Annotated in this window: 25 protein-coding genes and 1 pseudogene; 9 read left to right on the top strand and 17 right to left on the bottom strand. The window is 69.0% G+C overall.

Translation table 11 applies throughout. The annotated features are described in order from the left end of the window. Positions 1-95: 95 nt before the first annotated feature. Positions 96-1,262, bottom strand: coding sequence for a hypothetical protein (locus SCNRRL3882_RS40230; RefSeq protein WP_010047468.1), 1,167 nt, complete (start codon positions 1,260-1,262; stop codon positions 96-98). 294 nt (positions 1,263-1,556) lie between these two features. Beyond that, complete coding sequence (locus tag SCNRRL3882_RS40225; RefSeq protein ID WP_159399463.1) at positions 1,557-2,879, bottom strand: tyrosine-type recombinase/integrase; 1,323 nt, start codon at positions 2,877-2,879, stop codon at positions 1,557-1,559. Between the two features lie 859 nt (positions 2,880-3,738). On the opposite strand from SCNRRL3882_RS40225, the gene SCNRRL3882_RS40220 reads away from it, so the two are divergent. Next, on the top strand, positions 3,739-4,665 hold the full coding sequence (locus SCNRRL3882_RS40220) for a nuclear transport factor 2 family protein (protein ID WP_010047454.1): 927 nt from the start codon (positions 3,739-3,741) through the stop codon (positions 4,663-4,665). Between the two features lie 230 nt (positions 4,666-4,895). On the opposite strand, the gene SCNRRL3882_RS40210 is transcribed toward SCNRRL3882_RS40220, so the two are convergent. Next, positions 4,896-5,687, bottom strand: a complete 792-nt coding sequence (locus tag SCNRRL3882_RS40210; RefSeq protein ID WP_158688474.1) for a nuclear transport factor 2 family protein — start codon at positions 5,685-5,687, stop codon at positions 4,896-4,898. A 92-nt stretch (positions 5,688-5,779) separates the two neighbouring features. Between SCNRRL3882_RS40210 and SCNRRL3882_RS40205 the strand changes: the two genes are divergently transcribed. Further along, positions 5,780-6,193 carry a winged helix-turn-helix transcriptional regulator gene (locus SCNRRL3882_RS40205; RefSeq protein ID WP_010047450.1) on the top strand — a complete coding sequence of 138 codons (414 nt, stop codon included), beginning with the start codon at positions 5,780-5,782 and terminating at the stop codon, positions 6,191-6,193. A 278-nt stretch (positions 6,194-6,471) separates the two neighbouring features. Here SCNRRL3882_RS40205 and SCNRRL3882_RS40200 read toward each other — a convergent pair whose 3' ends face one another. The 8 genes from SCNRRL3882_RS40200 to SCNRRL3882_RS40165 all read right to left on the bottom strand — a co-directional run bounded on the left by SCNRRL3882_RS40200 (position 6,472) and on the right by SCNRRL3882_RS40165 (position 15,886). Next, the gene (locus tag SCNRRL3882_RS40200; RefSeq protein ID WP_010047448.1) at positions 6,472-7,467 is read right to left on the bottom strand and encodes a hypothetical protein; all 996 of its coding nucleotides are present in this window, start codon (positions 7,465-7,467) and stop codon (positions 6,472-6,474) included. A gap of 120 nt (positions 7,468-7,587) precedes the next feature. Then, positions 7,588-8,448 carry an aldo/keto reductase gene (locus tag SCNRRL3882_RS40195; protein WP_010047447.1) on the bottom strand — a complete coding sequence of 287 codons (861 nt, stop codon included), beginning with the start codon at positions 8,446-8,448 and terminating at the stop codon, positions 7,588-7,590. Between the two features lie 107 nt (positions 8,449-8,555). After that, positions 8,556-9,335 (bottom strand): alpha/beta hydrolase, encoded by a 780-nt coding sequence (locus SCNRRL3882_RS40190; protein ID WP_010047444.1) that lies wholly within the window; start codon positions 9,333-9,335, stop codon positions 8,556-8,558. A 50-nt stretch (positions 9,336-9,385) separates the two neighbouring features. Next, the gene (locus SCNRRL3882_RS40185; RefSeq protein WP_010047442.1) at positions 9,386-10,354 is read right to left on the bottom strand and encodes an aldo/keto reductase; all 969 of its coding nucleotides are present in this window, start codon (positions 10,352-10,354) and stop codon (positions 9,386-9,388) included. A 52-nt stretch (positions 10,355-10,406) separates the two neighbouring features. After that, positions 10,407-11,660 carry an MFS transporter gene (locus tag SCNRRL3882_RS40180; RefSeq protein WP_010047440.1) on the bottom strand — a complete coding sequence of 418 codons (1,254 nt, stop codon included), beginning with the start codon at positions 11,658-11,660 and terminating at the stop codon, positions 10,407-10,409. 342 nt (positions 11,661-12,002) lie between these two features. Beyond that, positions 12,003-12,881, bottom strand: coding sequence for a helix-turn-helix transcriptional regulator (locus SCNRRL3882_RS40175; protein WP_010047438.1), 879 nt, complete (start codon positions 12,879-12,881; stop codon positions 12,003-12,005). A 317-nt stretch (positions 12,882-13,198) separates the two neighbouring features. Beyond that, the gene (locus SCNRRL3882_RS40170; RefSeq protein WP_010047436.1) at positions 13,199-14,674 is read right to left on the bottom strand and encodes an FAD-dependent monooxygenase; all 1,476 of its coding nucleotides are present in this window, start codon (positions 14,672-14,674) and stop codon (positions 13,199-13,201) included. Positions 14,675-14,989: 315 nt separating this feature from the next. Continuing rightward, entirely contained in the window at positions 14,990-15,886 is an 897-nt protein-coding gene (locus tag SCNRRL3882_RS40165; protein WP_010047434.1) for an alpha/beta fold hydrolase, read from the bottom strand. A gap of 96 nt (positions 15,887-15,982) precedes the next feature. Here SCNRRL3882_RS40165 and SCNRRL3882_RS40160 point away from each other — a divergent pair, with 96 nt between their 5' ends. The 3 genes from SCNRRL3882_RS40160 (at position 15,983) to SCNRRL3882_RS40150 (ending at position 18,597) form a co-directional block, all read left to right on the top strand. Further along, on the top strand, positions 15,983-16,549 hold the full coding sequence (locus tag SCNRRL3882_RS40160; RefSeq protein WP_029181707.1) for a TetR/AcrR family transcriptional regulator: 567 nt from the start codon (positions 15,983-15,985) through the stop codon (positions 16,547-16,549). A gap of 280 nt (positions 16,550-16,829) precedes the next feature. After that, positions 16,830-17,915 (top strand): alkene reductase, encoded by a 1,086-nt coding sequence (locus SCNRRL3882_RS40155; RefSeq protein WP_010047430.1) that lies wholly within the window; start codon positions 16,830-16,832, stop codon positions 17,913-17,915. A 160-nt stretch (positions 17,916-18,075) separates the two neighbouring features. Further along, positions 18,076-18,597 (top strand): MarR family winged helix-turn-helix transcriptional regulator, encoded by a 522-nt coding sequence (locus SCNRRL3882_RS40150; protein WP_029181706.1) that lies wholly within the window; start codon positions 18,076-18,078, stop codon positions 18,595-18,597. 113 nt (positions 18,598-18,710) lie between these two features. Here the strand turns inward: SCNRRL3882_RS40150 and SCNRRL3882_RS40145 are convergent, their stop codons facing one another. From SCNRRL3882_RS40145 to SCNRRL3882_RS40130, 5 genes are all read right to left on the bottom strand, one after another. Next, complete coding sequence (locus tag SCNRRL3882_RS40145) at positions 18,711-19,340, bottom strand: NAD(P)-dependent oxidoreductase (protein WP_010047424.1); 630 nt, start codon at positions 19,338-19,340, stop codon at positions 18,711-18,713. 84 nt (positions 19,341-19,424) lie between these two features. Beyond that, complete coding sequence (locus SCNRRL3882_RS40140) at positions 19,425-20,372, bottom strand: hypothetical protein (RefSeq protein WP_158688473.1); 948 nt, start codon at positions 20,370-20,372, stop codon at positions 19,425-19,427. A gap of 16 nt (positions 20,373-20,388) precedes the next feature. After that, on the bottom strand, positions 20,389-20,544 hold the full coding sequence (locus SCNRRL3882_RS40960; protein ID WP_158688472.1) for a hypothetical protein: 156 nt from the start codon (positions 20,542-20,544) through the stop codon (positions 20,389-20,391). Continuing rightward, complete coding sequence (locus tag SCNRRL3882_RS40135) at positions 20,541-21,224, bottom strand: DsbA family oxidoreductase (RefSeq protein WP_010047419.1); 684 nt, start codon at positions 21,222-21,224, stop codon at positions 20,541-20,543. Before SCNRRL3882_RS40135 ends, SCNRRL3882_RS40960 begins: the two co-directional genes overlap by 4 nt. A 282-nt stretch (positions 21,225-21,506) precedes the next feature. Further along, positions 21,507-22,145, bottom strand: coding sequence for an FMN-dependent NADH-azoreductase (locus SCNRRL3882_RS40130; RefSeq protein WP_010047416.1), 639 nt, complete (start codon positions 22,143-22,145; stop codon positions 21,507-21,509). Positions 22,146-22,281: 136 nt separating this feature from the next. Between SCNRRL3882_RS40130 and SCNRRL3882_RS40125 the strand changes: the two genes are divergently transcribed. The 3 genes and pseudogenes from SCNRRL3882_RS40125 to SCNRRL3882_RS42720 form a co-directional block, all read left to right on the top strand. Further along, positions 22,282-22,677, top strand: a complete 396-nt coding sequence (locus tag SCNRRL3882_RS40125) for a winged helix-turn-helix transcriptional regulator (RefSeq protein ID WP_231911209.1) — start codon at positions 22,282-22,284, stop codon at positions 22,675-22,677. A gap of 291 nt (positions 22,678-22,968) precedes the next feature. Further along, the gene (locus SCNRRL3882_RS40120) at positions 22,969-23,649 is read left to right on the top strand and encodes a hypothetical protein (protein WP_418952390.1); all 681 of its coding nucleotides are present in this window, start codon (positions 22,969-22,971) and stop codon (positions 23,647-23,649) included. Then, positions 23,577-23,774 (top strand): annotated as a pseudogene (locus SCNRRL3882_RS42720) (hypothetical protein); the annotation flags it as partial. The gene SCNRRL3882_RS40120 and the pseudogene SCNRRL3882_RS42720, both read left to right, overlap by 73 nt. Before the next feature lie 272 nt (positions 23,775-24,046). Here SCNRRL3882_RS42720 and SCNRRL3882_RS40115 read toward each other — a convergent pair. Continuing rightward, a complete protein-coding gene (locus tag SCNRRL3882_RS40115) occupies positions 24,047-24,406 on the bottom strand; it encodes a hypothetical protein (RefSeq protein WP_029181702.1) in 360 nt (119 codons plus the stop codon). A gap of 47 nt (positions 24,407-24,453) precedes the next feature. Between SCNRRL3882_RS40115 and SCNRRL3882_RS42335 the strand changes: the two genes are divergently transcribed. Further along, on the top strand, positions 24,454-24,687 hold the full coding sequence (locus SCNRRL3882_RS42335; RefSeq protein WP_324604472.1) for a DUF6207 family protein: 234 nt from the start codon (positions 24,454-24,456) through the stop codon (positions 24,685-24,687). Positions 24,688-26,537: the final 1,850 nt, after the last annotated feature.

The following is a 26,537-nucleotide window of genomic DNA, read 5'->3' as shown; positions in this document are numbered from 1 at the left end:
CGTTCTGCGCAGCCCTGGCAGGTCCTCTCCCCGGCCTGTCCGGTGCCCTCGGACACCGGGCCAGCGTAGGACGCCAGGCTACTCAGAACCGGGGCTTAGAAACAGGCACTGAGCACGACAGGGCCGTTCAGGGCCTTGTCGAGCCAGTGCCGCTGGGCGGCGGTGATGACGCGGCCGGAGATGACGCGCAGGGTCGTACCGTGGGCGTAGTGGGTACGAAAAGTCTCGGCGGTGTGGTCATCGGCGATGTCGCTGATGCGGCCCTTGAACGCGATGGCCTTCTCGACCTTCCCGGATTTACGCAGCCGGCGGATATCGGCCGGGCCCTGGACCGTCACCTTCTTCGCCCTCAGCCAGTCCACGAGCCCCGCACCGCTGCCTCTTCCGACGAACCGCCGGATCGTCAGCGCGTAGTGGTCGACGGATGCGCGCAGGAACAGCGGGACCGGGGTGATGTCGGCCCGCTCGGCCAAGGGGCGGGCCAGCTGCAGCATCCGACGGGTCAGCTCAACGGCATCCAGCCGCGGCGCGGCCGGGTGCAGGTCACGTTGATCCTCCTCGGGGTCCGTACCGTAGGAGCGGCGCTGCACGGTGCGGGCACGGCGTTTCGTGAAGTCGATCAGCACGCTCTGGGGGCCGTACTCCAGGTCGTCCTCGTCGAGCGCGACGACTTCCTCGGAGGCCCTGCCGGTGGCGGCCATCAGCAAGATCCGGTAACTGTGCAGATCCATGTCGCTGGGGAACAGCATCCCCACCAGGCGGCGCAGCAGGTACCCGCGCGCCAAATGCGGCAGTACGTCGCCCGGGACGAGTTCGCGCAGCGCGGGCGGCCACTGCGGCAGTGCGGGCACATGGCGCGCGACGTCCTCGCAGGTCCACGCGTCGTTTGCCAGGGCCCACAGCAGGTTGCGCGGCTCCATCCAACCGCCATGGGCGGGATCGCAACCAGCGGCCGCAAGCGTCCATCCGGTTCTGATCCTCGCCTCGGTGGCGAGCCGGTCCGCCCAGGCGGCCTGAATGAGCTTCTTCTTGTCGGCCCGGGTGAATTCGTCGACCTCCTCGCCTTGGCCGCGGCGCAGACCTACGGCGCCCTTCACCCAGCCGTCCAGGTGTCCGGCGACCGGCCGGTCCGGGTGCGCGATCCGGCGCGCGATGAGCATCCTCAACCGGCCTGCGAGCTCGTACGGGCGCCGCGACCCTGCCTGGTAGCCGGCCGGCAGCAGCCTGATCCACTCCGTCACCGCGTGGTGCAGGTCCGGCACTTTCCGCGCCAGCGAGGCGTCCTGTGCCGCCGCGACCGTCGCGTCGACGTGGGTGCAGAAGCTGCTGATGGCGTGCTGGTACGTGCGGCACGATCCCTCCCGGAAGCCCGCCGACGCCGCCAGCTCGACCCACTCGTCCGCGAGCTCGCCGGCTAGCCCGGCGCAGGTGTGAGCTGCGGATCTAAAGCGACCGTCACCGGGCGGTCTTGCGGATCGAGCCCGGTCACCTGCCGCAATCCGTTACGCGTGTCCTTGGCCGACCGAGGCGTTCGGCCGGGAAACCCGCTTTTGTACTCACCCCTGCGTGGCACCGGCGGGCTCCAGATTCATCAGGCGGCGGGCGACCGTCACGTAGGAGGCGCCGCCCGCCGCGCTCCAGCGACGGAACGCGGCGTCGACCTCCCGCATCGGGTCCTTCAGGTACTGGATGTAGCGGTAAGTGGTGGAGGGATGGGCATGGCCGAGCCGACGCTGGACGACCAGCAAGGGGTTGCCGACCATGTGGTCCAGCAACGTCGCCATCGGCGTCTGCTCAGAATCGACGTCACCGAGAGCCTCGCGGGTCAGGAAGATCAGCAGCCGCAGGGCGAACGTGTGCCGAGTGTCGTGGAAGACCCAGCAGCGCCGCGGGAGTACCGGGGCCGAATGGTGCACGCTCCACTGCTTCATCCGCTTCCACGCCCGCCAGCGGATGCGGTCCCAGCCCGAGCCGGTGAGCATCCGGCCGCCCTGGCCGATGAACAGCGCCAGCGGATCCAGGCCGCCGCCCGTCTCCAGCACGGTGATCCGCCGCAGCCCCGGCTTCATGTCCTTCATCACCCGGGTCACCCTGACGCCCTCCAGGACCCCGCGGACCCGGGTACCGTCCCCCTCGATCCGCTGGACCACGAACAGGTCGCGCACCTGGCGCCGCAGCGTGCGCTGCGCTGTCGCCACAATCCCCGGCCTCTCCAGCAGCAGATAGGGGTCCAGCAGTTCCATCGCGTCCCTGGGCACGTAGACCGACCGCGGCCGTCCGTACTTTGCGCAGGCAGCCAGGTCGACGTCCGTGACCACGGGCCGGCGGCCGCCGGTCAGACCGAGCTCGGGCAGCAGCAGGGTCGACCACTCCTGGATCCGCATCCCCGTCATCAGCGCCAGCTCCAACGCCGAGCGGTTGCGGTGCGGCCGCCACCCCCGGAAGCCCAAGTGCAGGCCGCCGCCCGGCTCCAGTCCGCCGAACCCGACGTCCCGGAAGAACAGGTACTGGTCAAGCTCCATGTGCCGGACCCGCGGATCCCGGCTCACCCCACTGCCCAGGGACTCCCCACGACCCGTCGCCCGCCAGGGCCGCCCGCTCACGTAGCCGACCTGGGCCAGGTAGTCGTAGAGCCCGCCGATTGCGGCGGCGTCCCGATCCCAGGTGGCCTCGCCGACCGTCTCCTCGGCGTCCTCGCGCCGCCACCGCCGGAACTCCAGCACGTCATTCTCGGTCGCCAGCCGCAAGTCCAGGCCCCGTACTGTAAGGAAGTTGAGCAGCATCAATACGGTGTAGGCGTACGCGCGCATGGTCTTGGCGTCCAGGCCCTGCTGGCCGATCACCCGGAACCAGCTCGACAGTGGCTCTACCGGGCGCATCGCCTCGTCGAGAAGAATTGGCGTGCCCGTCGGAATCCGTCGCCGGTCAAGCAGCTCGCACAGGTCGGCAGGGCGAGCGCCGGGCACGTCCCCCACCTTCCAAACCTTCCGCCGGTCCGTGAAGAACAGCTGCACTGAGCCCCCAGAGCAAGGCACCTCGCGGGATCGAGGGACCAGTCAGCCACCCTGCCTGACCAGCACGGCAGCGGCCATGCTTGGCTCTCAACGTCACCCGAAGGGGGACCCGGGCACACAGCGGTCCCCGAGTTCAAGCCGCAGCCATCCACTTCAGTGGGGCACTTTGAGCGTCACAGGTGGCCACGGGAGCTGAGGTAGGGGGTACGCCGAACTACGCCGCTACCCGCCGCTGGAGGCTGAGGCGGAGAGACCGTCGAGCCGTCAGTCCTTCGGTGAGATGTGACCTGCGCCCTGTGACGCAGGCGAGCTGGCAGCCGGGGCATTTCCCGCCAGCACGGACGCCCCGCCACCTCCCCTCCACCGGGCCAGTCGAGGGGAGGACACTGCCCGCCAGAGCTGCCATGGTCGGCGTATTGGCGCAGGCGGCGCGGATCCCCGCGTACACGGACTCGGTGATCCACACAGGTCTGCGGCTGGACATGCCAGGAACTTGGCGCTGCAGGTCGGTGCGGCGCAGGGGCCGGGCCTCCAGGGCTGCGATCACCGCAACGCTCCGGCCCCCCCGGCCTGCAGCGGGACCTGCCCGGGCTGGCCGTGACCTCCAAGGCGCACATTGCCCTCTGGCACAGACATCAATGTGCCTTTTGTGTGGACTTCCTTGCAGGTCCATCATGAGGTTACGCACAAAGAGTAGGAATTGGAGTGGGTCATGAATATCCCCTTGAGCACCCCCCGGAAGGCCGCCCGCCTTCTGATCGCGACAGCGACGGTCGGCGCCCTGCTTGCGGGAGCCTCCGCGGCGTCGGCGGCCCCTCCGCGATCGACATCGGCGACGCAGGCGTACGGCGCGAGTCACCAGACAAGGGCGAACAAGGCGCTGGTTCTGCATTACTTCGACCAGCTCCTCAACCATGGGAAGCTCGCCGTGATCGACCGGTTCGTCAAGCCCGGCTACATCGAGCACGACCCGACGCGCGCCTCCGGCGCGAAGGCACTGCGTGAATGGGCGAGCGACCTGAAGACCGCCCACCCCGAGTCCCACGCCACGGTCAAGAAAGTCATCACCCAAGGCAACCTGGTCGTCCTGTACAGCAACCTCATCCTGGAGACGGGCTCCAAGGGGACGGCGCTCGTCGACATCTTCCGGATCGACAAGGGCAAGATCGCCGAGCACTGGAACGTGCAGCAGCAGGTCCCGGACAGCACGGCCAGCGGCCACGACATGTTCTCCACCCTCAGCACCCCCCGCCTGCCGGGCCCGGACCCACGCGCCTCGTCCACCGACAGCGAGAAGATCGCGCTGGGCATGATGCTCGGCCTCACCGTCGATCACGACGTGACCGCCCTGGACCGGTACGCCGCCGCCGACTACTACCAGCACAGCCCGACGGCAGTCGACGGCACGGCCGCCGCCAAGGAGACCTTCAGCAAGATCTACGCCCAGTACCCGGGCTTCACTGCGAGCCCCAAGCGGGTCATCGCCGAAGGCGACTACGTGGCGATCCACTCCCACTACAAGCTGGGCGCAGACGACGCGGGGATGGCAATCGTCGACTTTCTCCGGGTCCGCAACGGCAAGGTCGTCGAGCACTGGGACGTAGTCCAGCAGCTCCCGGCAACCTCCGCCAACGACAACACCATGTTCTAGCCGATGATGTCCGGCGGGCCGGCAGAGGTCCGCCGGACATCATGCCGTAAGCCCACGCGGTTGCCGCCGCTGGCCATCACCTTCACCACCTCGCAGCCGCTCTCGGCGCGTTCTCGCACCGCGGCCAGCAGCGCGTCGGCGCCCTCCGCCTGGCCGCCCGGGAAGGGGCAGTGGCCGCCGCGGGTGGTGCTCGGCGGGCCCGCGGCGACTGGGAAACTGCCGCAACTTGGTTAGAACATCGAGTTGTCGTTGGCGGATGTCGCCGGGACCGGTTGGATGGCGTCCCAGTGCTCGACGATCTTGCCGTCGCGGACGCGGAAGAAGTCGATGACAGCGAACCCAAGGTCGTCCGCGCTGGTCTTGTAGTGATGGTGGACCGCGACGTAGTCGCCCTCCGCGATCACCCGCTTAACGCTGATGGTCAGCTCCGGGTGCGCGGCGAAGGCCGAGGTGAACAGCTCTTTGGCGGCCGGGACGCCGTCGGCATACTGCGGGTTGTGCTCGTAGAGCGGGTCGACGGCGTACCGGTCGAAAGCGGCGGGATCACGTTCGACAGCGATCGTGTGGAACAGTGCCTCCACGACGCGCTTGCTCTCGGCGGTGGGCGCCAGCGGGTCCGGCGAGTTGTCGGCCGGAGCGCTGAGCGTGGTGAACATGTCGTGGCCGCTGACCGAGGTGGCCGGGACTGGCTGGATGACGTCCCAGTGCTCGACGATCCTGCCGTCCTCGACCCGGAAGATGTCGACGACTGCCTGGGGGGCGGTGCCCGGCTCCAACACGGCGCGGGAGTGCAGCAAAACCAGGTCGTCTTCGGCGATGACCCGCGCGACGGTGTGGTGCATGTTCGGATTGGCGGCCCTGAAGTAGCTCACGAAGCGGCGCAGTGCCTCGGGACCGTCGCCGCCTTGCGGGTTGTGGTTGGTGTAGGTACTGCCGACGAACTTGTCGATCACCTCAAGGTTGCCGTGGGCGAACAGTTGGTCGTAGAAGTGGGCCACCATTTCCTTATTCTCCGCAGACACAGTCGCGCCTCTCTTTCTCCTGAGTGGTGGTTACTTCTTGTGCGTGACCTCATGATTGGTCACTACGAGAAGAGGTGGAAGGAGGCACTTTCATGTCAGCCACGCACACCGATGTGCCGGTCGACGGCCCTGCCGAGCAGGACTGTTCGATCCGCGATGTACTTGACCGGGTCGGCGACAAATGGAGCGCCTTGATCGTGCTCAGGCTCAGCGACGGCCCCCGACGGTTCAGTGAACTGCACCGTGAGGTCGACGGGATCAGCCAGCGGATGCTGACCCTGACTCTGCGCGCACTGGAGCGCGACGGCCTGCTCAGCCGTACCGTCTATCCGACCGTGCCGCCTCGCGTCGACTACGAACTCACCGACCTGGGCCGCACGCTGCTCACACCGATCGCCGCTCTGCGCGAGTGGGCCGTGGCACACCGGGACGACATCCGACGCGCACGCGCCCGCCACGACCATCCGACCAGCGACCCCCATGCGAGCCCCGCGCCCGCATCCTGACGGCACGCTCGATCAAGAGTCTGAACACGCCCGACGTCAACGTCCGCCCCGCCGCTGGGTGGTGGGACGGTCGCTGTCGTGGATCATGCGGGCACGTCGGCACTGCCGCGACGCTGATGATCCGCCGCCTGGCCCAGAAATCCGTGGATGCTTAACGGACCTTCACCTGCCGGGGCTTACTCTGTGACGGCGTCGTCGAGGGTTGCTACGGACGTCATGGTCGCCGCGTCCGCGCCGACGTGAGCCCGCTCAGCGGATCACGGGGCCCTGCGGGCCTCTCAGGGGTGCCGGGGGTGGCCGGTGAGGGCGTGAAGATTGATGGTTCCGCGCTGCAGCTTCGCGTCGTGGGGTGCCTCGAAACCGGCGTCGGCGATGTACAGCTGGTTGCCGCTCACAGCGGTGGTGGTGGGGGAAGCGAGGCCGTCACCAGCGGTCAGGGCGGTCTGGGTGGTCCCGTTCGGGCGCACGACAGTAACCCGGTCGGTCGGGTCGTTCTGCGCAGCGAAGACGATGTTGGAGCGGTTGTTGAGGAAGGAAAAGTCGTCGAAGTCGGGAATGTTGTCGGCGACGGTGCGGATGCGGCCGGGGCCTCCGTGGGCGGTGACCGGGATCCTGAGCAGCGTGCCCTGGCTGTAGTTGCTGAGCCATACGGCGCCCTTGTGGAAGCGGACGCCGTTGACGCCCAACGGCAGGGAGCCGTGGGGGTCGGCTGCGAGCGCTGAGCCGCTCAGCCAGATCTTCGCCGGGCCGCCGGAGACGGGCACGGCCCACACCGTGGCGTTGTAGCTGTCGGCGGCGTAGAGGGTACGGCCGGTCGCGTCGATGGCCAGGCCGTTGGGCAAGCCAACCGGCAGGGCGGCCAGGCGCTGGGGGCGGCTGTGCGGGGGCAGTTTCCAGACACCGTTGCGGGAGGCGTCGTCGGAGTCCACGTTGTAGTAGACGGTGCCGTCGCTGCCGCGGGTGTTGCCGGTGATCTGATCGCCCAGATGGCCGCCGACGAGGGTGGTGCGCTGCCCGGACGAGGTGATCCGAACCAGCTTCGGCGGCTTGTTCGCGGGCACGCCCAGCATGGACACGGTCAGGGAGCCGTCAGGGTTGACGTTGATGTTCTCGGGTGAGTCGCCGGCGACGAAGTCGAACTTGACGGCGGTCTTGACCTGGGTGATGACCGGCTGGGTGCGGTTGCCTGCGGTGGCGGCGGACGCGGACGGGGGCGAGACGAGAACAGCTGCCAGAGCAGGGATGGCGGCGATGTGAGCGAGGCGTATGCGCATGGTGATGCCGTCCTGGGGGTGTCTAGGGGCGGGCTGGCAGAAGCCCCCGGCCAACCGCCTCGTGGCCGGGGAACCGACTGCGGATCTGTGACTACCGGGACAGTGGGGTTTGGCCTGGGGTCAGGTGTCGAACCGAACTCCACCCAGCCACGTGACCTTTTCGGGATCGTGGTGGTCGAAGATGGGGCTGCGGCCCGTGTCCAGCGTGGTGATGCGCTTCATCTCGTCGTCGGTGAGCTGGAAGTTGAAGACGTCGATGTTCTCTGCCATGCGTTCGGGCCGCACCGACTTCGGGATCACGACGATGTCCCGCTGGACGAGCCAGCGCAGGGCGATCTGGGCGACGGACTTGTCGTGGGCGCGGGCGATGTCGACGAGCAGGGGGTTGTCGAAGAAGCCCTGGCCGCCTTCGGCGAGCGGTCCCCAGGACTGGTGCTGGACGCCGTAGTGGCGCATTAGCTGCTGGTCGTCGGTGCGCTGGAAGAAGACGTGCGTCTCGATCTGGTTGACCGCGGGGACGACTTGATTGTGGCTGATCAGGTCAGCGAGCCGGTCAGGGTAGAAGTTGCTGACTCCGATCGCCCGGGTACGACCGTCGCGGTTGAGGGCCTCCATGGCCCGCCACGATCCGTAGTAGTCGCCGAAGGGCTGGTGGATCAGGTACAGGTCGAGGTGGTCGAGACGGAGGCGGTCGAGCGAGCGGTCGAAGGCGCGCTTGGCGCTTTCCTCGCCGTAGTCCTGGACCCACAGCTTCGTGGTGACGAACAGTTCGTCGCGGGGTACGCCGCTGGCGGCGATGGCGCGGCCGACGGCGCGCTCGTTCTCGTACCCGGCGGCGGTGTCGATCAGGCGATAGCCGGCCTCCAGCGCGGCCTCCACCGCCTGCTGGGTCTGGTCCTCGGGGATTTGGTAGACGCCGAAGCCGAGGATCGGCATCTGCACGCCGTTGTTGAGGGCGACCTGAGCAACCTTGCTCGCCATGGCTGAAACCTTCGCTTTCTGACGGTGGGGGGACGTCGGCCGGGCAGCAGCCGGTGGGGCGGCGATGCTGGTGCCGGCCTGGGCGGAGACGGCAAGCCGCCCGGCGTCTACCAGGTCTGGCGTTCGAGCCAGGTTTTGATGCGCTCGGCCGTCTCGCGCCAGCCCGGCTCCAGGAGCACGTTGTGGGTGCGGCCGGGGAGGAAGAGGTAGTCGGAGCCGAAGTAGGCGGCGCTGCGGCGGATTGCTTCGGCGGGGACGACGACGTCGTTTTCTGCCGCAATCACCAGGGAGGGGCCGCCGATGCGGGTGCGGTCGATGCTGAAGGAGGTGGAAATGGTCTCCTGGATGGCGAGGGCCGATTCCCGCGACAGCAGGGCGTGGTAGCGGCGGGCGTCTTCTTCCGGACTTCCGGCGAGCACACGGGACCACTCGTCCTCGAAGGAGCCGACTTCGATCGGCTTCGACAGGTCGAGCTTCCTCTCGGGGTGGAGTCCTACTTCGGCGCAGATGGCGGGCGTGATGTGCACCTCGGCGATGACCGGGTGCTGTTCCGCGTACTTCTGGCCAACAAGCGCGCCCATGCTGTGCGTCACCAGGACGGGCACCTGGCCGATATGGTCGACCACGATCTCCAGCTCTTCCACGGTCTCCGCCATGGAGCGGGCCGCGAACTGCTCCTCGGGCAGCTCGTGGGAGCGGTGGTGGTTGTACCAGCTGAAGGCGTAGCAGTCGCGGCCGGTAGCGGCGAAGAAGGGAAGGTAGTTCTCCCACACCCAGCTGCCCTGGCCGCCGCCGTGCACGAAGACGATGGGTGCACCGGAGGGGGTGCCTTCAGCGCGGACGTATTCGATGAACACGCCCTTGACGGTCGTGTTTTCAATCTTCACGATGGTGCCTTTTCGATGTCGGTGGGAGTCGTGTCGTGGGGTGGGGGTCGTCAGTTGCCGCGGCCGCCGTGTGGGGCGGGCAGGGCGTTGAGCGCTTCCAGGTCGGACTCGCTGAGCTGGATGTCGGCGGCGCCGGCGTTGTCCCGCAGGTACTTCGGGGTCTTGGTGCCGGGGATCGGGATGACGTACTGGCCCTGAGCCAGGACCCAGGCCAGGGCAACCTGGGCCGGGGTGACGTCGATGCGCTCGGCGATCTCGCGCACCCGGTCGACCATGGCGAGGTTCTGCTGGAAGGCGTCCTGCTGGAAGCGCGGCATCCGGCGGCGGACGTCGTCCTGGGGCAGGTCGTCCACCGAGGTGAAGCGGCCGGTGAGGAATCCCCTGCCCAAGGGGGAGTAGGGCAGGAAGGCGATGTTCTGCTCCTGGCAGTAGGGCAGCACGTCGTGCATCCAGTCCCTCGTCCACAGCGACAGCTCGCACTGCACGCTGGCGATCGGGTGCACCGTCTGGGCGCGCTTGATCTGTTCGACGTCCACCTCGGACAGGCCGATCGCGCGGGCCTTGCCGGCGGCGACCGTCTCGGCCAGGGCACCGACGCTCTCCTCGATCGGGACCTCGGGATCGACCCGGTGCAGCTGGTAGAGGTCGACGTGGTCGGTGCCGAGCCGTTGCAGGCTTTCGTCGATGGAGCGGCGGATGTGATCCGGGCGGCCGTTCTCGGCTCGGACCGGCTTGCCCTGTTCGTCCCGGGACAGGGCGCCGACCTTCGTGGCCAGGACCGCACGGTCGCGGTAGCGGCCGGACAGCGCCCGGCCGACCAGTTCCTCATTGGTGAACGGCCCGTACACATCCGCAGTGTCGATCAGGGTCACGCCCAGATCCAACGCCGTTCGGATCACCGAGACGTACGTGTCCTCGTCGCGGGCCGCCGCCATGTCGTAGGCGTAGCTCATGCCCATGCAGCCCAGACCGATCACGCCCACTTCGGGACCGCCCGGCCCCAGTGTCGTCGTACGCATGTGATTCCTCTCTGTATGCCGGGCGGGAAGGGACCCGGCCTCTAGTGCGGTGTCAGCTCTGCGCCGATTGCGCTGTGCGCTGCGAGGCAACCAGCAGGCCGAGGGGCAGCAGGGCCGCCAGGGCGAAGGCGAAGCCGGTTAGGGAGGGGCCCTTCAGGTCCAGGCTGGAGTTCAGGGCGATGCCGCCGAGCCAGGAGCCGGTGGCGATGCCGATCTGGAACGCGGAGGTGGCCAGGGCTACGGGCAGGGACCGGCCCTGTCCGGCGATCTTGACGACCTGGCTGACCACGATGGGGTTGCCGGCGAAGCCGGCGGCGCCAAGCAGGAGGATCAGGACTATGGCCACGACGCTGTTGGTCGCCCACAGGGTGATCGCTCCCAGAGCGGCAGCGGTCAGGGCGGCGGTCGGGATGAGCGTGCCGTAGGGCCGCCGGTCGCCGAGGCGGCCGCCGACCGTGGTGCCGGACAGGGCGCCGATGCCGAAGCCGAGCATCGCCAGCGGCACCGCCGAGCTCGCCAGGTGGGCGCGGTCGGTCAGCAGGGGGGCAATGTAGCTGTAGGCGCCCATGATGCCGGCCTGGAGCAGGGCGATGGACAGGTAGACCAGCCACAGCCGGGGCTGCTTGAGCGCGGCCGCCTCGGCGCGCAGGGAGGTGTCGGTACGTGTGGTGTCGGCCGGGATGCGGCGGGCGATCACGGCGGCGGCGGCCACAGACAGTGCGGCGAGCACCCAGTAGGGAGTCTGCCAGCCGCCCAGTTGGCCGGCTGCTGTACCGAGGGGGACGCCGATGATGTTGGCGAGCGTGATGCCGCCGACCATCACGCCCGTGGCGCGGGTGCTGGCGGCGGGGCCGGCCGCGGCGGTGGCGATGACGGCGCCCACGGCCCAGAAGGTGCCGTGGCCCAGTGCGGCGGCGATCCGGCCGACGATCGCGAGGGTCAGGTTGGGGCTGAGTGCGCTGAGGACGTGCCCGGCGGCGAAGACCAGCAGCGCGGCGATGAGGGCCGAGCGGCGGGGCAGGCGCTGGGTCGCGATCGCCATCAGGGGAGCGCCGATCGTCATGCCGATGGCGAAGACGGTGATCAGCATCCCGGCGCTGGAGACGCTGACGTTCAGGGCGGCGGCTATCTGCGGCAGAAGGCCGGAGACGACAAATTCGCTGGTGCCCATGATGAAGGTGATGCCGCCCATCAGCCACACCACGGACGGCAGCTTGGCCTTCCCGGCAGGCACGGACGTGCTGTTGTCGGCCGCGAGCGGGGCGGCGGCCGAGGTATCCGGCTTCGTGGACGAGGGGGAGCTCACTGACGATCCTTTCCTGAGGTGGCGCGGGGCCCCGGTCATCGAAGGCGGGCCGGCAAGCGTCATACGCGCCGAGAGTGGTGCGGGGCGGGCCCCTTCAGGCCCGCCGCAATCCACGAAACCAGCCGGTGAGCAGCTCAGGGAGTCACGCTTGTGAGGGGTAACAGCAGTGACCCCCTCACGCCGAGATCGTCAGTGAGTACACGCTGATGCGGGGTATCCGTCCGCGGCACACGATGCGGGCGGGCCGATGACTGCCCCTGGCGGCATGTTGAGCGCTGTGCGTGGTGCAGCGGGCCGCACGCCGCAGCGGTGGCGCCGGCACGGGGGCCGTCTGCTGGGGTGTCAGTGCTCGGAGTCAGTCCGGGAAGCGGCAGCGTCCCGGCCCTCGCTTGCCGCCCAACTGGCCAGCAGCTTCAGGGTGTCCGCCGCCGGGGTGCCGGGCTCGGCGCTGTAGACGGTGATGGACAACCCCTCGTCACCGGGCAGGTCAAGACTTTCGTGAACGAGTTCCATCTCGCCCACCGCCGGATGGTGAAACCGCTTGGATCCCCTGGTGAAGGAATGCACGTTGTGCGCACCCCACATGGTACGGAAGGCGTCACTGCGGGTGGACAGCTCACCGATCAGGTTGGACAGCTCACGGTCGTAGGGATTCTTGGCGACCTCGAGGCGCAGCACCCCCACCGCGTCGCGGGCCACGCGTTCCCAATCGACGTAGAGCCGCGGGGCGCGGGGGTCGAGGAAGCAGAAACGGCAGGTGTTCGGCTGTTCCATCTCGAACACGTCGCTGTGCAGGATGCGGGCGAGTGCATTGGCGGCCAGGATGTCCATCCGGTTGTTGCGGAGATACGCCGGCTGATCCTGCAGGCCCTCGATGATGCGCAGCACGCTGGGTCGCACGCTCGCCTTCTTCGGTCGGCGTCGGGCCCTGGCCGGGGTCACGTGTGCTGCGCGCGCCAGGGCGTAGAGATGGTCCCGTTCGGTGTCGTCCAGCTTCAGGGCCTGCGCGAGGGCGTCCAGGACGCTCTCGGAGACTCCGCCGAGATCACCTCGCTCCATGCGCGTGTAGTACTCCACGCTCACCCCGGCGAGCATCGCGACCTCACCCCGGCGCAGCCCGGGCACCCGGCGGTGCCCGTACACCGGCAGACCCACCTGTTCGGGCGTGATCCTGTCACGGCGGGACTTGAGGAATGCGCTGACTTCGGCCCGGTTGTCCATGGAATCCAGCGTAGAAAGACGGCACAGCCGGTGGGGGTCCCTGTCAGTACCCCTAACAGCAGGGGCTCCCGCACTTCGGGCTGGGTCCGTCGACCCACCGATCGACGTTCAAGCACAACGCCGTGCGGTGGAGCTCGGGGACGGACCTCGCCGGCGACCCGGTCCGGTCACGGACCGCGACACCGCTGGCGTCCGATGACGACTGCGGTGACCAAACCGGTTTTCGCCTATGACGGCTTCAGTAGACGGAGGAGTCCCCGGCCAGGTGACCGGCGCGAGGCCCCTTCGCCTCCGGCACGGTAGGCCTGAGGCTGCGGTCACAGCGCCCCCCAGTCGGTAAGTGCCGCTCTGACCTGTTCGGGCTCCGCCCTCGTCCACGCGCGGGCGATGTATCCGTCGGGCCGTACCAGCGCGGCCGCCAACTCGGACCAGGGCGCGGCCGGGATCACCTCCACCAGCGGTGAGCCCAGTGCGGCCAGCTCCACGGCCGGGGTGAAGTCCAGCAGCAGGAAACGGTTGACGCGCAGCCGGCGCAGCAAGGTGTCCCCGTCTGGCAGGCCCAGGTCCGGCGCGCGATGCCCGTCCAGCGGATGACCTCCATCGGGGGCGTCGTAGGAAGCGCTGAGCCCCGACAGCAGTCCGGCCAGATGTGCGTTGGTCTCCGGGCGGGCGAGCAGCGTGCTCATCAGCTCGCGCAGGGCCGCGCCTTGGGGGGTGAACGTGGTCATCAACGCGGTCTGGGCCTGCGTGTTCTGCGCGAGAGACACGGCCACCGGGCGGCGTTCACGGTCGTAGGAAGCCGCGCCGCCGGTGATCAGAGGTGTGGCCCAGCCCTTGACCTCGGCCGCAAGCTTCCATGCGAGGTTGACAGCGTCCTGCATGCCGACGTTGACTCCTTGACCGCCCGCCGGGAAGTGCACGTGCGCGGCATCACCGGCCACGAAGACACGGCCGGCCCGGTACTGGGTGGCGTGGCGGGTGGTGTTGCCGGCCGTGGAGATCCACACCGCGTTGCGCAGCCCGTAGTCGGTGCCGGTGACACGGTTGAGGATGCCGCGCAGGTCATCGAGGGTGAGCGGCTGGCTCCGCCGGGCGGCGACCTGCTCGGGCGCCAGGCCGGTGTCCTCGGCCAGAACGCCGAACACGCGGTGGATGCCGTCGAAGAGCGGCACGACAGCGACCCAGCCGTCCACCGGATCCCAGACGTGGGTCGCGTTTTGTGGAGCCGCATCCAGGTGGACGTCCGCAAGGTAGGACACCGTGTTGCCGGGCGTGCCGGGGAACTTGATGCCGGCCTGCTGCCGGACCTGGCTCCACGCGCCGTCGGCTCCGACCAGGTACCGGGCCGCGTGGACGGTGCCGCCTGCATGCACGCGCACGCCGGTGTCGTCCTGCTCGAATCCGGTGACCTCCTGGCCGTAGTGCACCGGGATGCCACGCGCTTCAACGAGCGAGGCGAGGACCCGTTCGGTGGTGGCCTGGGTGATCTGCAGGATGTGGGGGTAAGGGGTGTCCAGCACGGAGTAGTCCAGCAGCTGCGGCAGCATGCCGAAGTGCGTCCGGGGCACCGCGCGGCCGTGCGACAGCAGAACGTCGGTGAGTGTGCGGCCGTCCCCGGCCCGCACCGTCGTCAGGATCTCCAGCGTGCGGGGATGCAGGACGGCGGCACGGGAGTTCCCGCTGCGCTCGGTGAGCCGCTCGAGGACCTCCACCTTCACCCCAGCTGAGTCCAGGAGCGCGGCGGTCAGCAGCCCGACGGGCCCCGCGCCCGACACGATGACGTCGGCACTCATGCATGCCCCCCGTTCTCGACCGTGGGGACCGCCGCCGGGGCGGTCGGCCACGGAGGCGGTATCCGTCCGGTGATGCTCATGCAGCGCACTTTTGGTGCTGCTGTCTGCATCTCACTCCTCACTGGGTTGAGTTGATGGCTGCGACCGACTCCCTCACCGCGACGCCCGAGGCCGCGGCAACGGTCCGCGGCCCAGCTCCTGCCCCACTGCCGATGACAGGGACGTCCTCGCGGCCCCTACCTGGGCGCGGCATCTCCGCCGCGTGGTGCGGGGCCGAGCACCGGCGGCCTCTCGTCGTGGCGGCGGGCCCGTCGGTCAGCGCAGGAAGTCCAGCAGCGCCCGGCTGACCTCCTCCGGCGCCTCTTCGGGCAGGAAGTGCCCGGCACCGGGGATGACCAGCCCGGTGACGTCCGGGGCCACCAGCCGCATGGTTTCCTCCGGCATGGTGCCGGTGCTGTACTGGCCGCCTATAGCCAGGACCGGGATGGTCAGCGGCCCCTCATCGCGCCAGCGCAGGACGTGCTCGGCCGATGTGTCGAGGGTCCGGTAGTACTCGAAACTGGCCCGCAGTGCGGCCGGATCGCGCAGCGAGTCGACGTAAACGTCGATGGCGTGCTGCGGGATGGCGCCGGGGGCGGCCGTCTTGGATGCGAAGGTGTGGCCGAAGTAGATCTCCTCACGGCCGGCGACCATGCGCTCGTTGATGTCCGCGAGGCGGTTGAAGGCGAAGTGCCACAGCATCTCGTTGGTCGCCGGGTCCGACAGCAGCGGCGGGGACGGCGAGAGACCGGGGAGAATGGCCTCGCTGACGACAAGGCGGGTGACGCGGTCACGGTAGCTCGCGGCGAGCGCGTAGCCGACCAGCATGCCGAGGTCGTAGCCGACGACGGCGAAGCGGTCGTGGCCCAGGGCGGTCATCAGCGCGGCCATGTCGTCGGCGAGCGTAGCGGCGTCGTAGCCGGTGGCTGGCTTGTCGCTGGCGCCCATGCCGCGCAGATCGGGGGCGATGACGGTGAAGTGCTCGGCCAAAGCTGGCATGACCAGACGCCAGCTGTACCAGAACTGGGGCCAGCCGGGCAGGAGCAGCAGCGGCGGCCCGTCACCGCTGACCACGGCGTGCAGGGTCAGCTCGGTGGTCTTGACGGTGCGGCTAGTGAACGTATCGATGAACCCAGCGGGCAGGTCCGGCACGTCGGTGACGGTGAACGACACGGTGCTTCCTCCTCGTGGCACGGGACCACAACAAGCGGATGATGTATCCACTTCACGCTAACATAACCGGATGAGTCATCCGCTTAAGCTGTGCACATGACCAATGCACCGATGCGTAGGGACGCCGCCCACAACCGGCAGCGCATCGTCGACGTGGCCCGGCAACTCGTCGACGACGACCTCCCGCTGCAGCTCAACGACGTCGCCCGTCTCGCAGGCGTGGGGGTGGCCACCGTCTACCGGCACTTCCCGACGCCGGAAGCACTGATGGAGACCGTGGCGACTCCGGGCCTGGAAGCGCTGATCACCCACGCGCAACGGGCACTGACGGAAGAAGACCCCTGGAAGGCTCTGACTGGCTTCCTCCACGTCACCTTGGAAGCACAGCTGACCGACCCCTCACTCACCGCCGTGCGCGCAGCGCCGCGCCGCGTCCTGCCCCGCACTGAGGAACTGACGGCCATGCTGGACTCACTCGCCGGCCAATTGCTCGAGCGGACTTCGGCGGCTGGTGCGGTACGCGACGTGGTCACCTGGGACGACCTGCTGCCGCTCATGTGCGGGATCGCCTTCGCCGCCAACGTCCACGCCGACGACCAGCAGACACGCCTGGCGTCCGGCCGACGCTACCTGGAAGTGGTGCTCCAGGGGCTGCACAGCTGAGCCGCCGCCGGTCCCGCGCAGGACCCATGTCGCAGGCGAGCCTACGCGGGCTACGCTCAGATATTGTCCGGACAGGTAATGGCCTGATCGACCTTGAGATCCCCTCGCCATAGGCCGCCGCGCGCCAAACAGCCTCATGTAACTACGGCCTGGTAGCGCGTGACGCAGCTCACGCGCGCATGAGGGAAGGCTGTACAGGCAATGCTTGTTCGAACAAGTAAATCCGTTAGGACGCCACGCGTCCGTAGAACACTCGTTCCCTTCCCGAATAGAGATGACGATGTCGAAGGCCTTCGAGCCCTACGAGCTGGGCGGCAAGCGCCTGGCCAACCGCCTGGTTATGGCGCCGATGACCCGCAGCCGCGCCTACGGCCCCGGCCAGAGCCCCATGCCGCTGATGGCCGACTACTACGCGCAGCGCGCCTCCGCCGGGCTGATCGTCACCGAGGGCGTCCAACCCTCCAGGGTCGGCCAGGGCTACCCCGACACCCCCGGCATCCACACCGCCGAACAGGTCGCTGCCTGGCGCCACGTGACCGACACGGTGCATGCCCAGGGCAGCGTGATCTACCTGCAGATCATGCACACCGGACGGGTCGGACACCCCGCGCTGACGGGCCTGCAGCCCGTCGGCCCCTCCGCCGTCGCGGCCGCCGGACAGGTGTACACCCACGAAGGCCCCCAGGACTTCGTCACCCCGCACGAACTGACCGACGCCGAGGTCCGCGCCACCATCGCCGACTTCGCGGCCGCCGCCCGCAATGCCGTCGAGGCCGGCTTCGACGGCGTCGAGCTGCATGGCGCCAACGGGTACCTCATCCACCAGTTCCTCGCCCCGAACAGCAACCAGCGCACCGACGCATGGGGCGGCAGCCCCGAGAATCGCATCCGCTTCGCCGTGGAGACCTCCAAGGCCGTCGCCGAGGCCATCGGCGCCGACAAGGTCGGCTTCCGCATCTCCCCGGGCAACGGCTTCAACGACATCGACGAGTCCGACGCCGCCGACACCGAGGCCACCTACAGCGCGCTGGTCGAGGCCCTCGCCCCGTTGAACCTCGCCTACCTGCACCAGATGGAGGCCCCCGGCATCCGTGACCTGACCCTCCGGCTGCGCAAGGCATGGCCGACGACCTTCATCCTCAACCCCTTCACCGGCCAGGAGCCCACCGGACCGGCCGAACTGGAACTCGTCGAGAACGGCACAGCCGACCTGCTCGCCTACGGCCGCCTCTTCCTCGCCAACCCCGACCTGCCCGCCCGCCTGGCCCAGAGCGGCCCGTTCAACACCCCCGACCCCGCCACCTTCTACGGCGGCGACGAGGAGGGCTTCACCGACTACCCCACCCTGGGGGAAGCCCGCGCCTGACGGCTCGGCCACGGACTCGGGCCGGCCGCGCCTGAGCAGCACCTACCCTGCTCTCAGGATGCGGACCCGAGGGCCTGCCCGCGGCAGTCGGCCCCAGCGCCGGCTGCCGCGGTCGGCCCCGTCAAGGACGGCCGCACGGGAAAAGGCAGAAGGAAGCACCATGGAATCCGAGGCAATGCCCCAGGTCCCCGAGGCCGGGGAACTCCCCAAGGCCGCACGCCGCGGACCGATCAGCCATGCAATCTTCCGAGTGGCCCGCCTGCACCGCATGCTCGCCGGCCAGCTGCTGCGCGAGGTCGGTCTGCACCCGGCCCAGGAGCTGGTCATGATGCAGCTGTGGGACCGCGGCCGGATGCGCCAGACCGACCTGGCCCGGCACGTCGACGCCGACGCCGCCACCATGACCCGCACCATCCAGCGCCTGGAGAAGGCCGGCTTCGTGCGCCGCGTGCGCTCGACCAGCGACAAGCGCTCCGTCCTGGTCGAACCCACCGCCGCCAGCCAGGCCCTGCGCCAACAGGTCGAAGACCTCTGGGCCCGCCTCGAGGACTACGCCGCCGGCGACCTCACCGACGCCGAACGCGGCGGGACCCTCGCCGTCCTCGAACGCCTCGAAACCAACCTCGCCGCCCACATCAGCGACGCGGAACCGCCCTCGCGCCCCGCCGCGCCCGACGCCTGACCGGGCGACCGCGGACGGACACAACCGCCACCGGGCAGCACATCCAGCGCGATACAAGGCCATGGACGAACGGCGCGCAATCAAGGCGCTGCGCACCTGACAACCACACCTCCCTACGCGTCGGTGACGAACGGCGCGCGGCCGATCTGGGAGGCGTCGGTGAGCTGTTCGAGGAAGTACGCGGCCGCGTTGGCCCGGGAGAGGCTGAGTCCGCCTTTGTCGCCGACATTGCGGACGTTGACCGAGGCGGTTCGGGGGCGGTTGGTGAGCCACGGGAACCGGACGATGGTCCACTTCAGTCCCGACTCCCGCACGATGTCGCCGATGGTCACGATGGCGCGATAGGCGGGCGGCAGGAACGTCCGGATGCCCGTGACCATGAGCCCGACCTTGAAGTCCTTGCCGTCTGCCGGGTCAGTGATGCTGGGTGTGCCCATCGCGATGAGCCGTTCGACGCCGTGCTCGCTCATCGCGGCGACGATGTGGCGGTAGCCGCTGATCAAGGGTGGGATGTCGGACTTGGGCTTCGGCCCGAGCAGGCTGAGCACGGCGTCGCTGCCGCGTACCGCCTCGCCGATGGCCCGGGCGTCGTCGAGCTGTCCCTGGACCCCGGTGAGCCTCTGGTGGGAGGGCAGCTTGGCGGGTGTGCGGGCGTAGGCGACGACCTCGTGGCCCTCGGCCAGGGCCTGCTCGATCAGGAGCAGGCCCGTCGGGCCGGTACTGCCGAAGACAGTTATGCGCATGGGTTCACCTCTACGGGGCTGTCCCACAGGGCAGGGTTCATCTCTGCACTCCAAACGCTGTTTTTGAGAGCCATGGGGGCGTCCTCACGACCGCGTGGGCGGCACAGCTTGCTGCGCCGCACGCCGAGGGACAGTTGTCGCGGTGGCGATGGTGAGGTCGAAGTGGGCGGTGTGAAAGAAGTCGTGGCCCTGGAGGCCTCGGGCCTTCAGCTCCGCCGGTTCATGGTTGGTGACGGTGGGCATGGCCAGCCGGGTGTGGGCGTTCTGTCCGGGGTCGGCCTGGAGGTAGGGGTCGCCCTGGAAGTACAGCTGCGTCATGAACTGGCCGTCAGCGGCGATGTCTTCGTGACGCACCTTGAGGTGGATGTGGCGCGGCCTGTAGTGGGCCTTGCCGAGGGCGTCGTAGAAGTCGAGGATGATCTGCTGGATGTCGGCGGGCATGTACGGGACCGGCCTGATGGTGCGGAACTCAAAGCGACCTTCTTGGTCGGTGTGGAACCTGCCGCGGAGATTCCAGTCGGGCTGGTCGTCCATGCCGAGCATCGAGTAGACGCCCGTGTCGGCGCACTGCCAGGTGTCGAGTTCTGCCATGGCCAGGGGTTTGCCGTCCATGGCGCGCACCTGTCCGCTGACGATCAGCGGGACACCGGGCTCGTCGGAGCGCATGGGCAAGACGTAGCAGGCGCCGGGCCCAATGGATTTCAGCAGCGGTGCTCCCGGGACGTAGTAGGGGCCCTCGGGGTTGGAGGGTGTGCCCTCCCAACCGTCGGCCGTGGTCTCGTCGGTGAGGCGGTCCAGCCAGACATCCAGGAATCCCTCGACGGCGTTGGACCGCTGGAGCACCCGGATGACGTCCCGGAACAGTTCGTACTCGGCGTGGGTGATCTTCTTCTCGCGGAAGACGGGAGCGATCGCGGCGACGAGGGCCTCCTCGATCTCGATCAGCCGGTGATTGAGCTTGGTTTCGTCGATCTCGACCGGTGCGTCCGGGTCGGCGGGACGCAGGAGTAACGGCTTATCGGTGCTGGACAAGGTCATATTCCTTCCTTCACTCGGTGCAGTGGCCTTGGGCGTCGCAGAACGCGCCTTCCGGGGCGCTGATGAGCGTGAGGGTGGGTGACGGTGTGTCGTGGGAGTCGCCGTCGCCGGTCGCCTCGAGGGTGTCGTCGTCGGCCGGCTCGGTGTGATGCGTGGGTGCGCTCATGCCGACACTCCGAAGGCTTGCGTGATGGCGGTTGCGTAGCCCTCGACGCTGGTGGCGCCGGCAACGGCGTGGGTGCCGTTGAAGACCGCGAACGGCACGCCCGTGATGCCGAGCGCCGCGCCCTCGGCCCGTTCGTCGCGAACGGCCTGTGCGTAGGCGTCCCCGGACAACGTCGCGCGGGTCTCCTGCGCCGGAACTCCTGCGTCGGCGGCGACCTGGACCAGTACCTCGTCGTCGAACGGGTTGACCTCGCCGGCGAAGTAGCCACGCTGCAGCGTCGCGAACAGCGGTGCGGCCACCCCATGAGCGCGGGCGAGATGCAGAACCCGGTGGACGTCGAAGGAATTCGCGGCCGGGCGGTCCACGCTGTACGGCAGGCCCTCGGCCTGGGCCAGTTCGGCCATCTGCGCTTCCATCCGGCGGGCGTGCTCGGCCGTGCCACCGTGCTTGGCGACGAACACCTCGGGGACCGATACCGGTGTTGCGGCCATGTCCGGGTCCAGCTCGAAGGAACGGAGAACGACCCGTACCTGGCCAGCTGGGACTGTGGTGGCGATGGCCTGCTCGAGCCGGTGCTTGCCGATGTAGCACCAGGGGCAGCCCAGATCGGTCCACAACTCGATGATCAGAGGGGAGCCGGTGTCTGGTGCCGATGACTCGAGCGAGGTTGACGTGGTCATGGGAGCCTCATTTCTGTGCAAGCCGTGTCCCCGGGTTGGTGTGGGCCACGGAGACGGCCAGCGGCGGGGTGCGGGTTGGGTCCGTACGGTCACGCGGCCGAAGGACAGGTGTCGGCGACCTGCTGGAGGAGCAGGAGACCGCATCGGCCTGTGACGGCGGGTTCCGTCCCGCCAGCGCAGCCGGGCCTTCGCGACGCTCTGGTTCCGCAGCCGTGCGTCGAAACGGACAGGACGGCCGAGGGAGCTCAGCACCGGGTGCGGCGAAGGCGACCCTTTCGGCCGCTACAGGGCGGCCTGGAAGGCGTCGGCCAGCTTGCGGGCCTGCTCATGGGAGTCCGCCAGGGACGCCTCGTGCAGCGGTATGAACTCGGACATGTAGGGAACGACGGGGGCGAGGGTGAGCTCGGGCGTCAGGATGTTCACGTCGAGGCCCAGCGTCAGCCGATGGCCCAGGACGGTTTCCAGTGCGGGTACCACGTGGTCCATGCCGTGGTTGGGGGTGCCGGGGCCGTAGCCGCCGCCGCGGGCGGAGATCACCAGGGCCGGGCGGCCGGCGGCCGGCGGGCTGTCGGGAAGGGCCATCGTGACGCCCACGACCATGATCTGGTCCAGCCATGCCTTGAACACGGAGGGCATCGAGTAGTTGTACATCGGCACCGTGAACAGGTAGGCGCTCGCACCGAGGAACTCCTCAATCAGTTCCTCCTGGACCGCCGCGATCGCGGCCTGCTCCGCGGTGCGTTCGGCCTTGTCCGTGCGGTGGGCAGTGATGACGGCGGCACTGAGGTGGGGCACCGGTGCGGCTTCGAGGTCACGGTGGACGACCGGCCCCCGCCAGGAATCCCGAAACGACCGGGCGACCTGCCGGGACACGGAATCGGCGCCCCGGGAGGAGGAATCGATGTGCAGCAGATAGGACATGAAGGCGCCTCCGATACTTATCTTTTGTGCGCAGCGCCATCATGCGACAGTATGGAGACCTCTACAAAAGGCACATTCGTGTCTGTACCGAAAGGGCATGTGCGCTATGGACACCGCTGCTGTACCCGGGACCACGATGCCGGCGGGGCCCTGCGCTCGTATCCCGGCAGGGCAGTCCGGCTTCATCCGCGAGATCCTCGACCGCGTCGGCGACAAGTGGACACTGCTCGTGATCGCCACCCTGCAACGCGGGGTGCGCCGCTACTCCGATCTGCAAAACACGGTGCCAGGCATCTCCCAGCGCATGCTCACCCTCACCCTGCGACAGCTCGTCCAGGACGGCCTGGTCACCCGAACCGCATACGCCGAGGTCCCGCCGCGCGTTGAGTACGCCCTCACGCCCCTCGGCATCAGCCTCCTCGACATCGTCGGTTCCCTGATCGACTGGGCCTCGGCCCATCACGACGAAATCCGTGAACACCGCACTCGCTTCGGTCAAGCGACAACGAAGCCGACGAGCGCGACAAGCTGACCCTTCCGAGGGTCCTGAGCAGTCGGAACGCGAGACCTTCGTGGCCTTTGCGAGCCGCCGTGGCGGCCGGGTCTAGGCAATCGCATCTGGTCGGAGCCACACCGTTCGAATCATGTTCGATATGATGCTATTGGGAGGGGGGACTACCTCAACCCCTGGAGATGGGTGCGTGACGAGGTGCCTGCGCGAGATTGCTCTGCATCCAGCGTCTGCCGTCAAAGCCCTTCCCGCGACGCGGTGGCGAGACAGTTTGAGGCGTCTGGTGAACCCGGGAAGCGCCGGGTGATCACCATGCGAGGCCGCTACATCCTCCACCTCCGCCTCGACCTCCAGCCCGATCCGGATGCCGACCTTCCCGAGCGGCTGCGCCACCTGCTGGAGAACATCACGCCGCGCGTGCAGATGATCGAGCCGGACAGTGCAGCCCTCGACATCACCGGGGCGATTCCGTACTGGAAGCGGGATGCCCGCGGGCTGACCGAGTTGGTCCAGTTGCGCGTGCTCGCCCACTTCGGCCTGCGCAGCTCGGCGGGTTGCGCACCCAACCGGATGCTCGCTGCGATGGCCTGCGCACTGACCCCGCCCGGGCAGCGCACCATCGTCGACGACTCCCCCGAGGCGATCGCCGCCTTTCTGTCCCCGCGCCCGGCCCGGGAGTTGCCCGGCGTGGGGGCGAAGACGGCCATGACGCTCGGCGAGTACGGCCTGCACACCGTCGGCGACGTCGTCGAAGTCCCCAGCTCACGCTGCAACGTCTGCTCGGGGCCCGGGCCGGCCGCGCCCTCCACAAACATGCGCGGGGCCGCGACACCCAGGTCGTCGACCCCACCCCGACCCCGGCGAGCATCAGCACCGAGCACCGCTTTGTCCGCGACGAGCTCGACCCGGCCGAGCACCGGCGCGCCCTGCTCGCCCTCGCAGACGACCTCGGTGCCCGCCTGCGCAACGCCGACCACATCGCCAGCGGCTTGACCTGCACCATCCGCTACGCCGACCACAGCTCAACCCGCCGCAGCCGTGCCCTGCCCGAAGCGACTCAGCACACCGTGCTCCTGGCCCGCGCAGCCTACGCGGTCTACGAATCGCTCGGCCTCCAGCGCGCCCGAGTGCGCAGCATCGCACTGCGCGCCGATGCGCTTCGCCCGGCCGGGCCACGCGACAGCTCACCCTCGACATGCAGGACGACAAGCCCCTCGCTATCGAGGCCGTCGCCGATCGCGCCCATGCTCGCTATGGGCACCACGTGCTCTATCCCGCCGCTCTCGCCGTGCGACATAAGCGCGACAGTCGCGGGCGTTGGTAGGCACTCCTGCGCTCGCCGCCTCCAGCGCCGACACCGGACAGGAAGTCCTCGTCCTCCGCGGGCTACTCAGGCGAGAGGCAGCTGGCCGAGCGGCCGCCCCGGGTCGGCCTGCGCCTCCACAAGGGAGGCCACTTCCGGGTCCTTCGTGAAGGTGGGGCCATTCCAGTACGCCGGGACGGGCACGGGCGCGAGGCGCACCTCGGTGCCATGGATGTGCGCGGCGTCGAAGAGGGTCTGCAGCACTCGCATGCCCGCCAGGTCCAGCGCGCCGAGGCGCGCATGCCAGGTCTGGGTCTCTCGGTCGTACGTTGCGACCGGGCGGAGCCTGTCCAGCTGTTCTTGCCAGCGGGGATCGGCGGCCGGCGCTGTCCGGATGATGGCCTCCAAAACCCATGCGCTGTCACGGGAGTTCGGCGAAGGGGTCATGCCTTTGACGGTAGATGCCGGCACTGACATTTCCTTCGGTCGGGTGAATCCCGAGCCTGAAGAGAACGTCGGCGTGTCAAGCACATGTGGCTGAGCCGGGCCAGCCTGGCGTACGGCTGCGCCTGTACGCCGAGCTGCGGCAGGTCCTCCCCCCGGCCTCCCCACCCGAGTGCGGGCCGGGACACCGGCACAGACGACACACAATGAGGCCGGGTCCGGCACCACGGGGGGGGGAGGGACGGACCCGGCCCCACGTCAAACGGTGCCACACCCGTCTCTGACGCGCGCGGTCTCCAGGTGCTCCAGCGCCTGCAGGCGGCACAACGAGTGGAACAATGGGGTGGCCCGGTGGTGGGGCTGGTCGTAGACGAGACCGTCCATCACACGGAAGCAGTGTCGGGCACGGGCGGCCTCGATCGATCCCCAGTCCGTCACGTCCGGTCCCCCAGCTGCGTGCGGGCAAGCTCCAGCAGCCACGGAAGATCAATAGGCAGGTCCACTGCGAGCGGTCCGCCTCAGGCTGCGGTTGCGCTGGGCCCGGGCGCGGGCCGAACCGCCGGGCGAACTCCTCGCGCATCCCGGGCACGGCCAGAAACTCGGCGCAGCCCTCGAGGAACCGCGCTTTGTGCAGCCCCTGCGTCAGGACGCGACCGGCGTACGTATCGGGATCCTCATGCAGCTGGTCGCCTCGCGCTCCAGCTGGGCGTACTGCTCGTCATCGACTTCGATGCGGATCTCCTTGGGCATGCCTCCACGGTAGCCGCACGGTGCGGCTCTGGGGGGAACCCAATGTCTGCCCAGGTTGAGTGAACGCCCGCCGGTCCACTCAAGAGGAGCCTCCGCCGCTGTGACCAGGGTCTCAGGCGAACCAGGCGAGACTCCCGTAGCGCGGCTCGGTCGCAGGGCGTGCAGCCAGCGTAGGGAAGGATGATTGCTGCCCGTGGGGAAAGAGCCGGAGTTCGCCCGCACGCGTCCGCGCGAGCCGGGCAACGGCCGGAGCCCCGCACGAGGCGGGGCTCCGGGTAGATGATGGTCCGGTGTCCGGGGCTGTTGACGGCAGTCCCGGACACGCTCTACTGCTGCTGGCTTCCGGCTGCTGTGGCGTCGGCGCCGTCGCGGAGCTGGCGTACCGACCGCCGGGGCACCCGGGCGCGGATGGCGACTTCGCTGTCGGTCCGGCCCCAGCTGATTGCCGCTGCGACCGGTTCGTGCGCTCGGCGCGCGCTGGCTCCAGTTGCTTGTCGGGGCACGGGACGTCGGCGTCTTCCATGCCGGCGATGTCGGCGCTGACCACCGCCAGGAGGTCCCAGGCCGGTCGGACAGCTGCGCCCGGTACTGGTAGGCGGCCTCCTGCGCAGCAGGCGCCAGCCGTGGCGCGCGGCGTTCTCCTCCTCGAGTTCGGCCCAGGCCTCCAGCTGGGTGTCCGTGGAGGTGGAGGTGATCTTGCTCGCGGTCAGCCGCTCTTGCTCGGCATCCCAGTGCGCGAATTCCTTCAGCGGCCGGGGATCGCCGGCCTGGAGGACCGGCCGGTACCAGGCGCGGACCTCCAGGACCTCCAGGACCTCCAGGCCGATGCCGCTTCCGCCTTGCTAGGGAGCCCCGAACACCTTCTTGTTCTCTTCGTTCCAGTACTCGTTGCACCCCCCGAGGTACCGGGTGATCGACTCGCAGCCGTCGGCGAGCCGGTCCAGCGACCTGCGCAGCAGTTCAGGCCGGGTAGGCCTGCGGGAAGCGGGAGATGATCTCGCCGTAGTCGACCAGGTCGCCGTCGACGTCCGGCGGGGCGGCCTGCCGGTGACGCGAGCACAGCCTGCGGATGTTGCGGCCAGCGCGTAAGGAGGCGGCGGACCAGTCGAGGTTGCCTCCAGCCTCCCCGTACGACCAGCCCGGCCTCGGCGGCCCGCGCGCACAGGGCCCGGGCGAGAGCCGGGTCCGCGACGAATCCGGAGACGAATGCCCGCTGACGCCACGGCAGTCATGGAACGTGGAACTTCGCCGGGCTGAGAGCCTTCGGTGAGGCCCCCCGGTCGTTGGCGGCCGCGAAGACCTCCACCAAGGGCAAGGTCTCCGGATCCGGGCCGCGGGACCGAGGCCCCGACCTCACAGCAGGGTGAGTCCCGCCTCTGACCTG

Source organism: Streptomyces chartreusis NRRL 3882 (genome assembly GCF_900236475.1).
Lineage (GTDB): Bacteria > Actinomycetota > Actinomycetes > Streptomycetales > Streptomycetaceae > Streptomyces > Streptomyces chartreusis_D.
The sequence above is the reverse complement of the archived record's forward strand: the minus strand, read 5'-3'. Positions and strand labels throughout refer to the sequence as shown.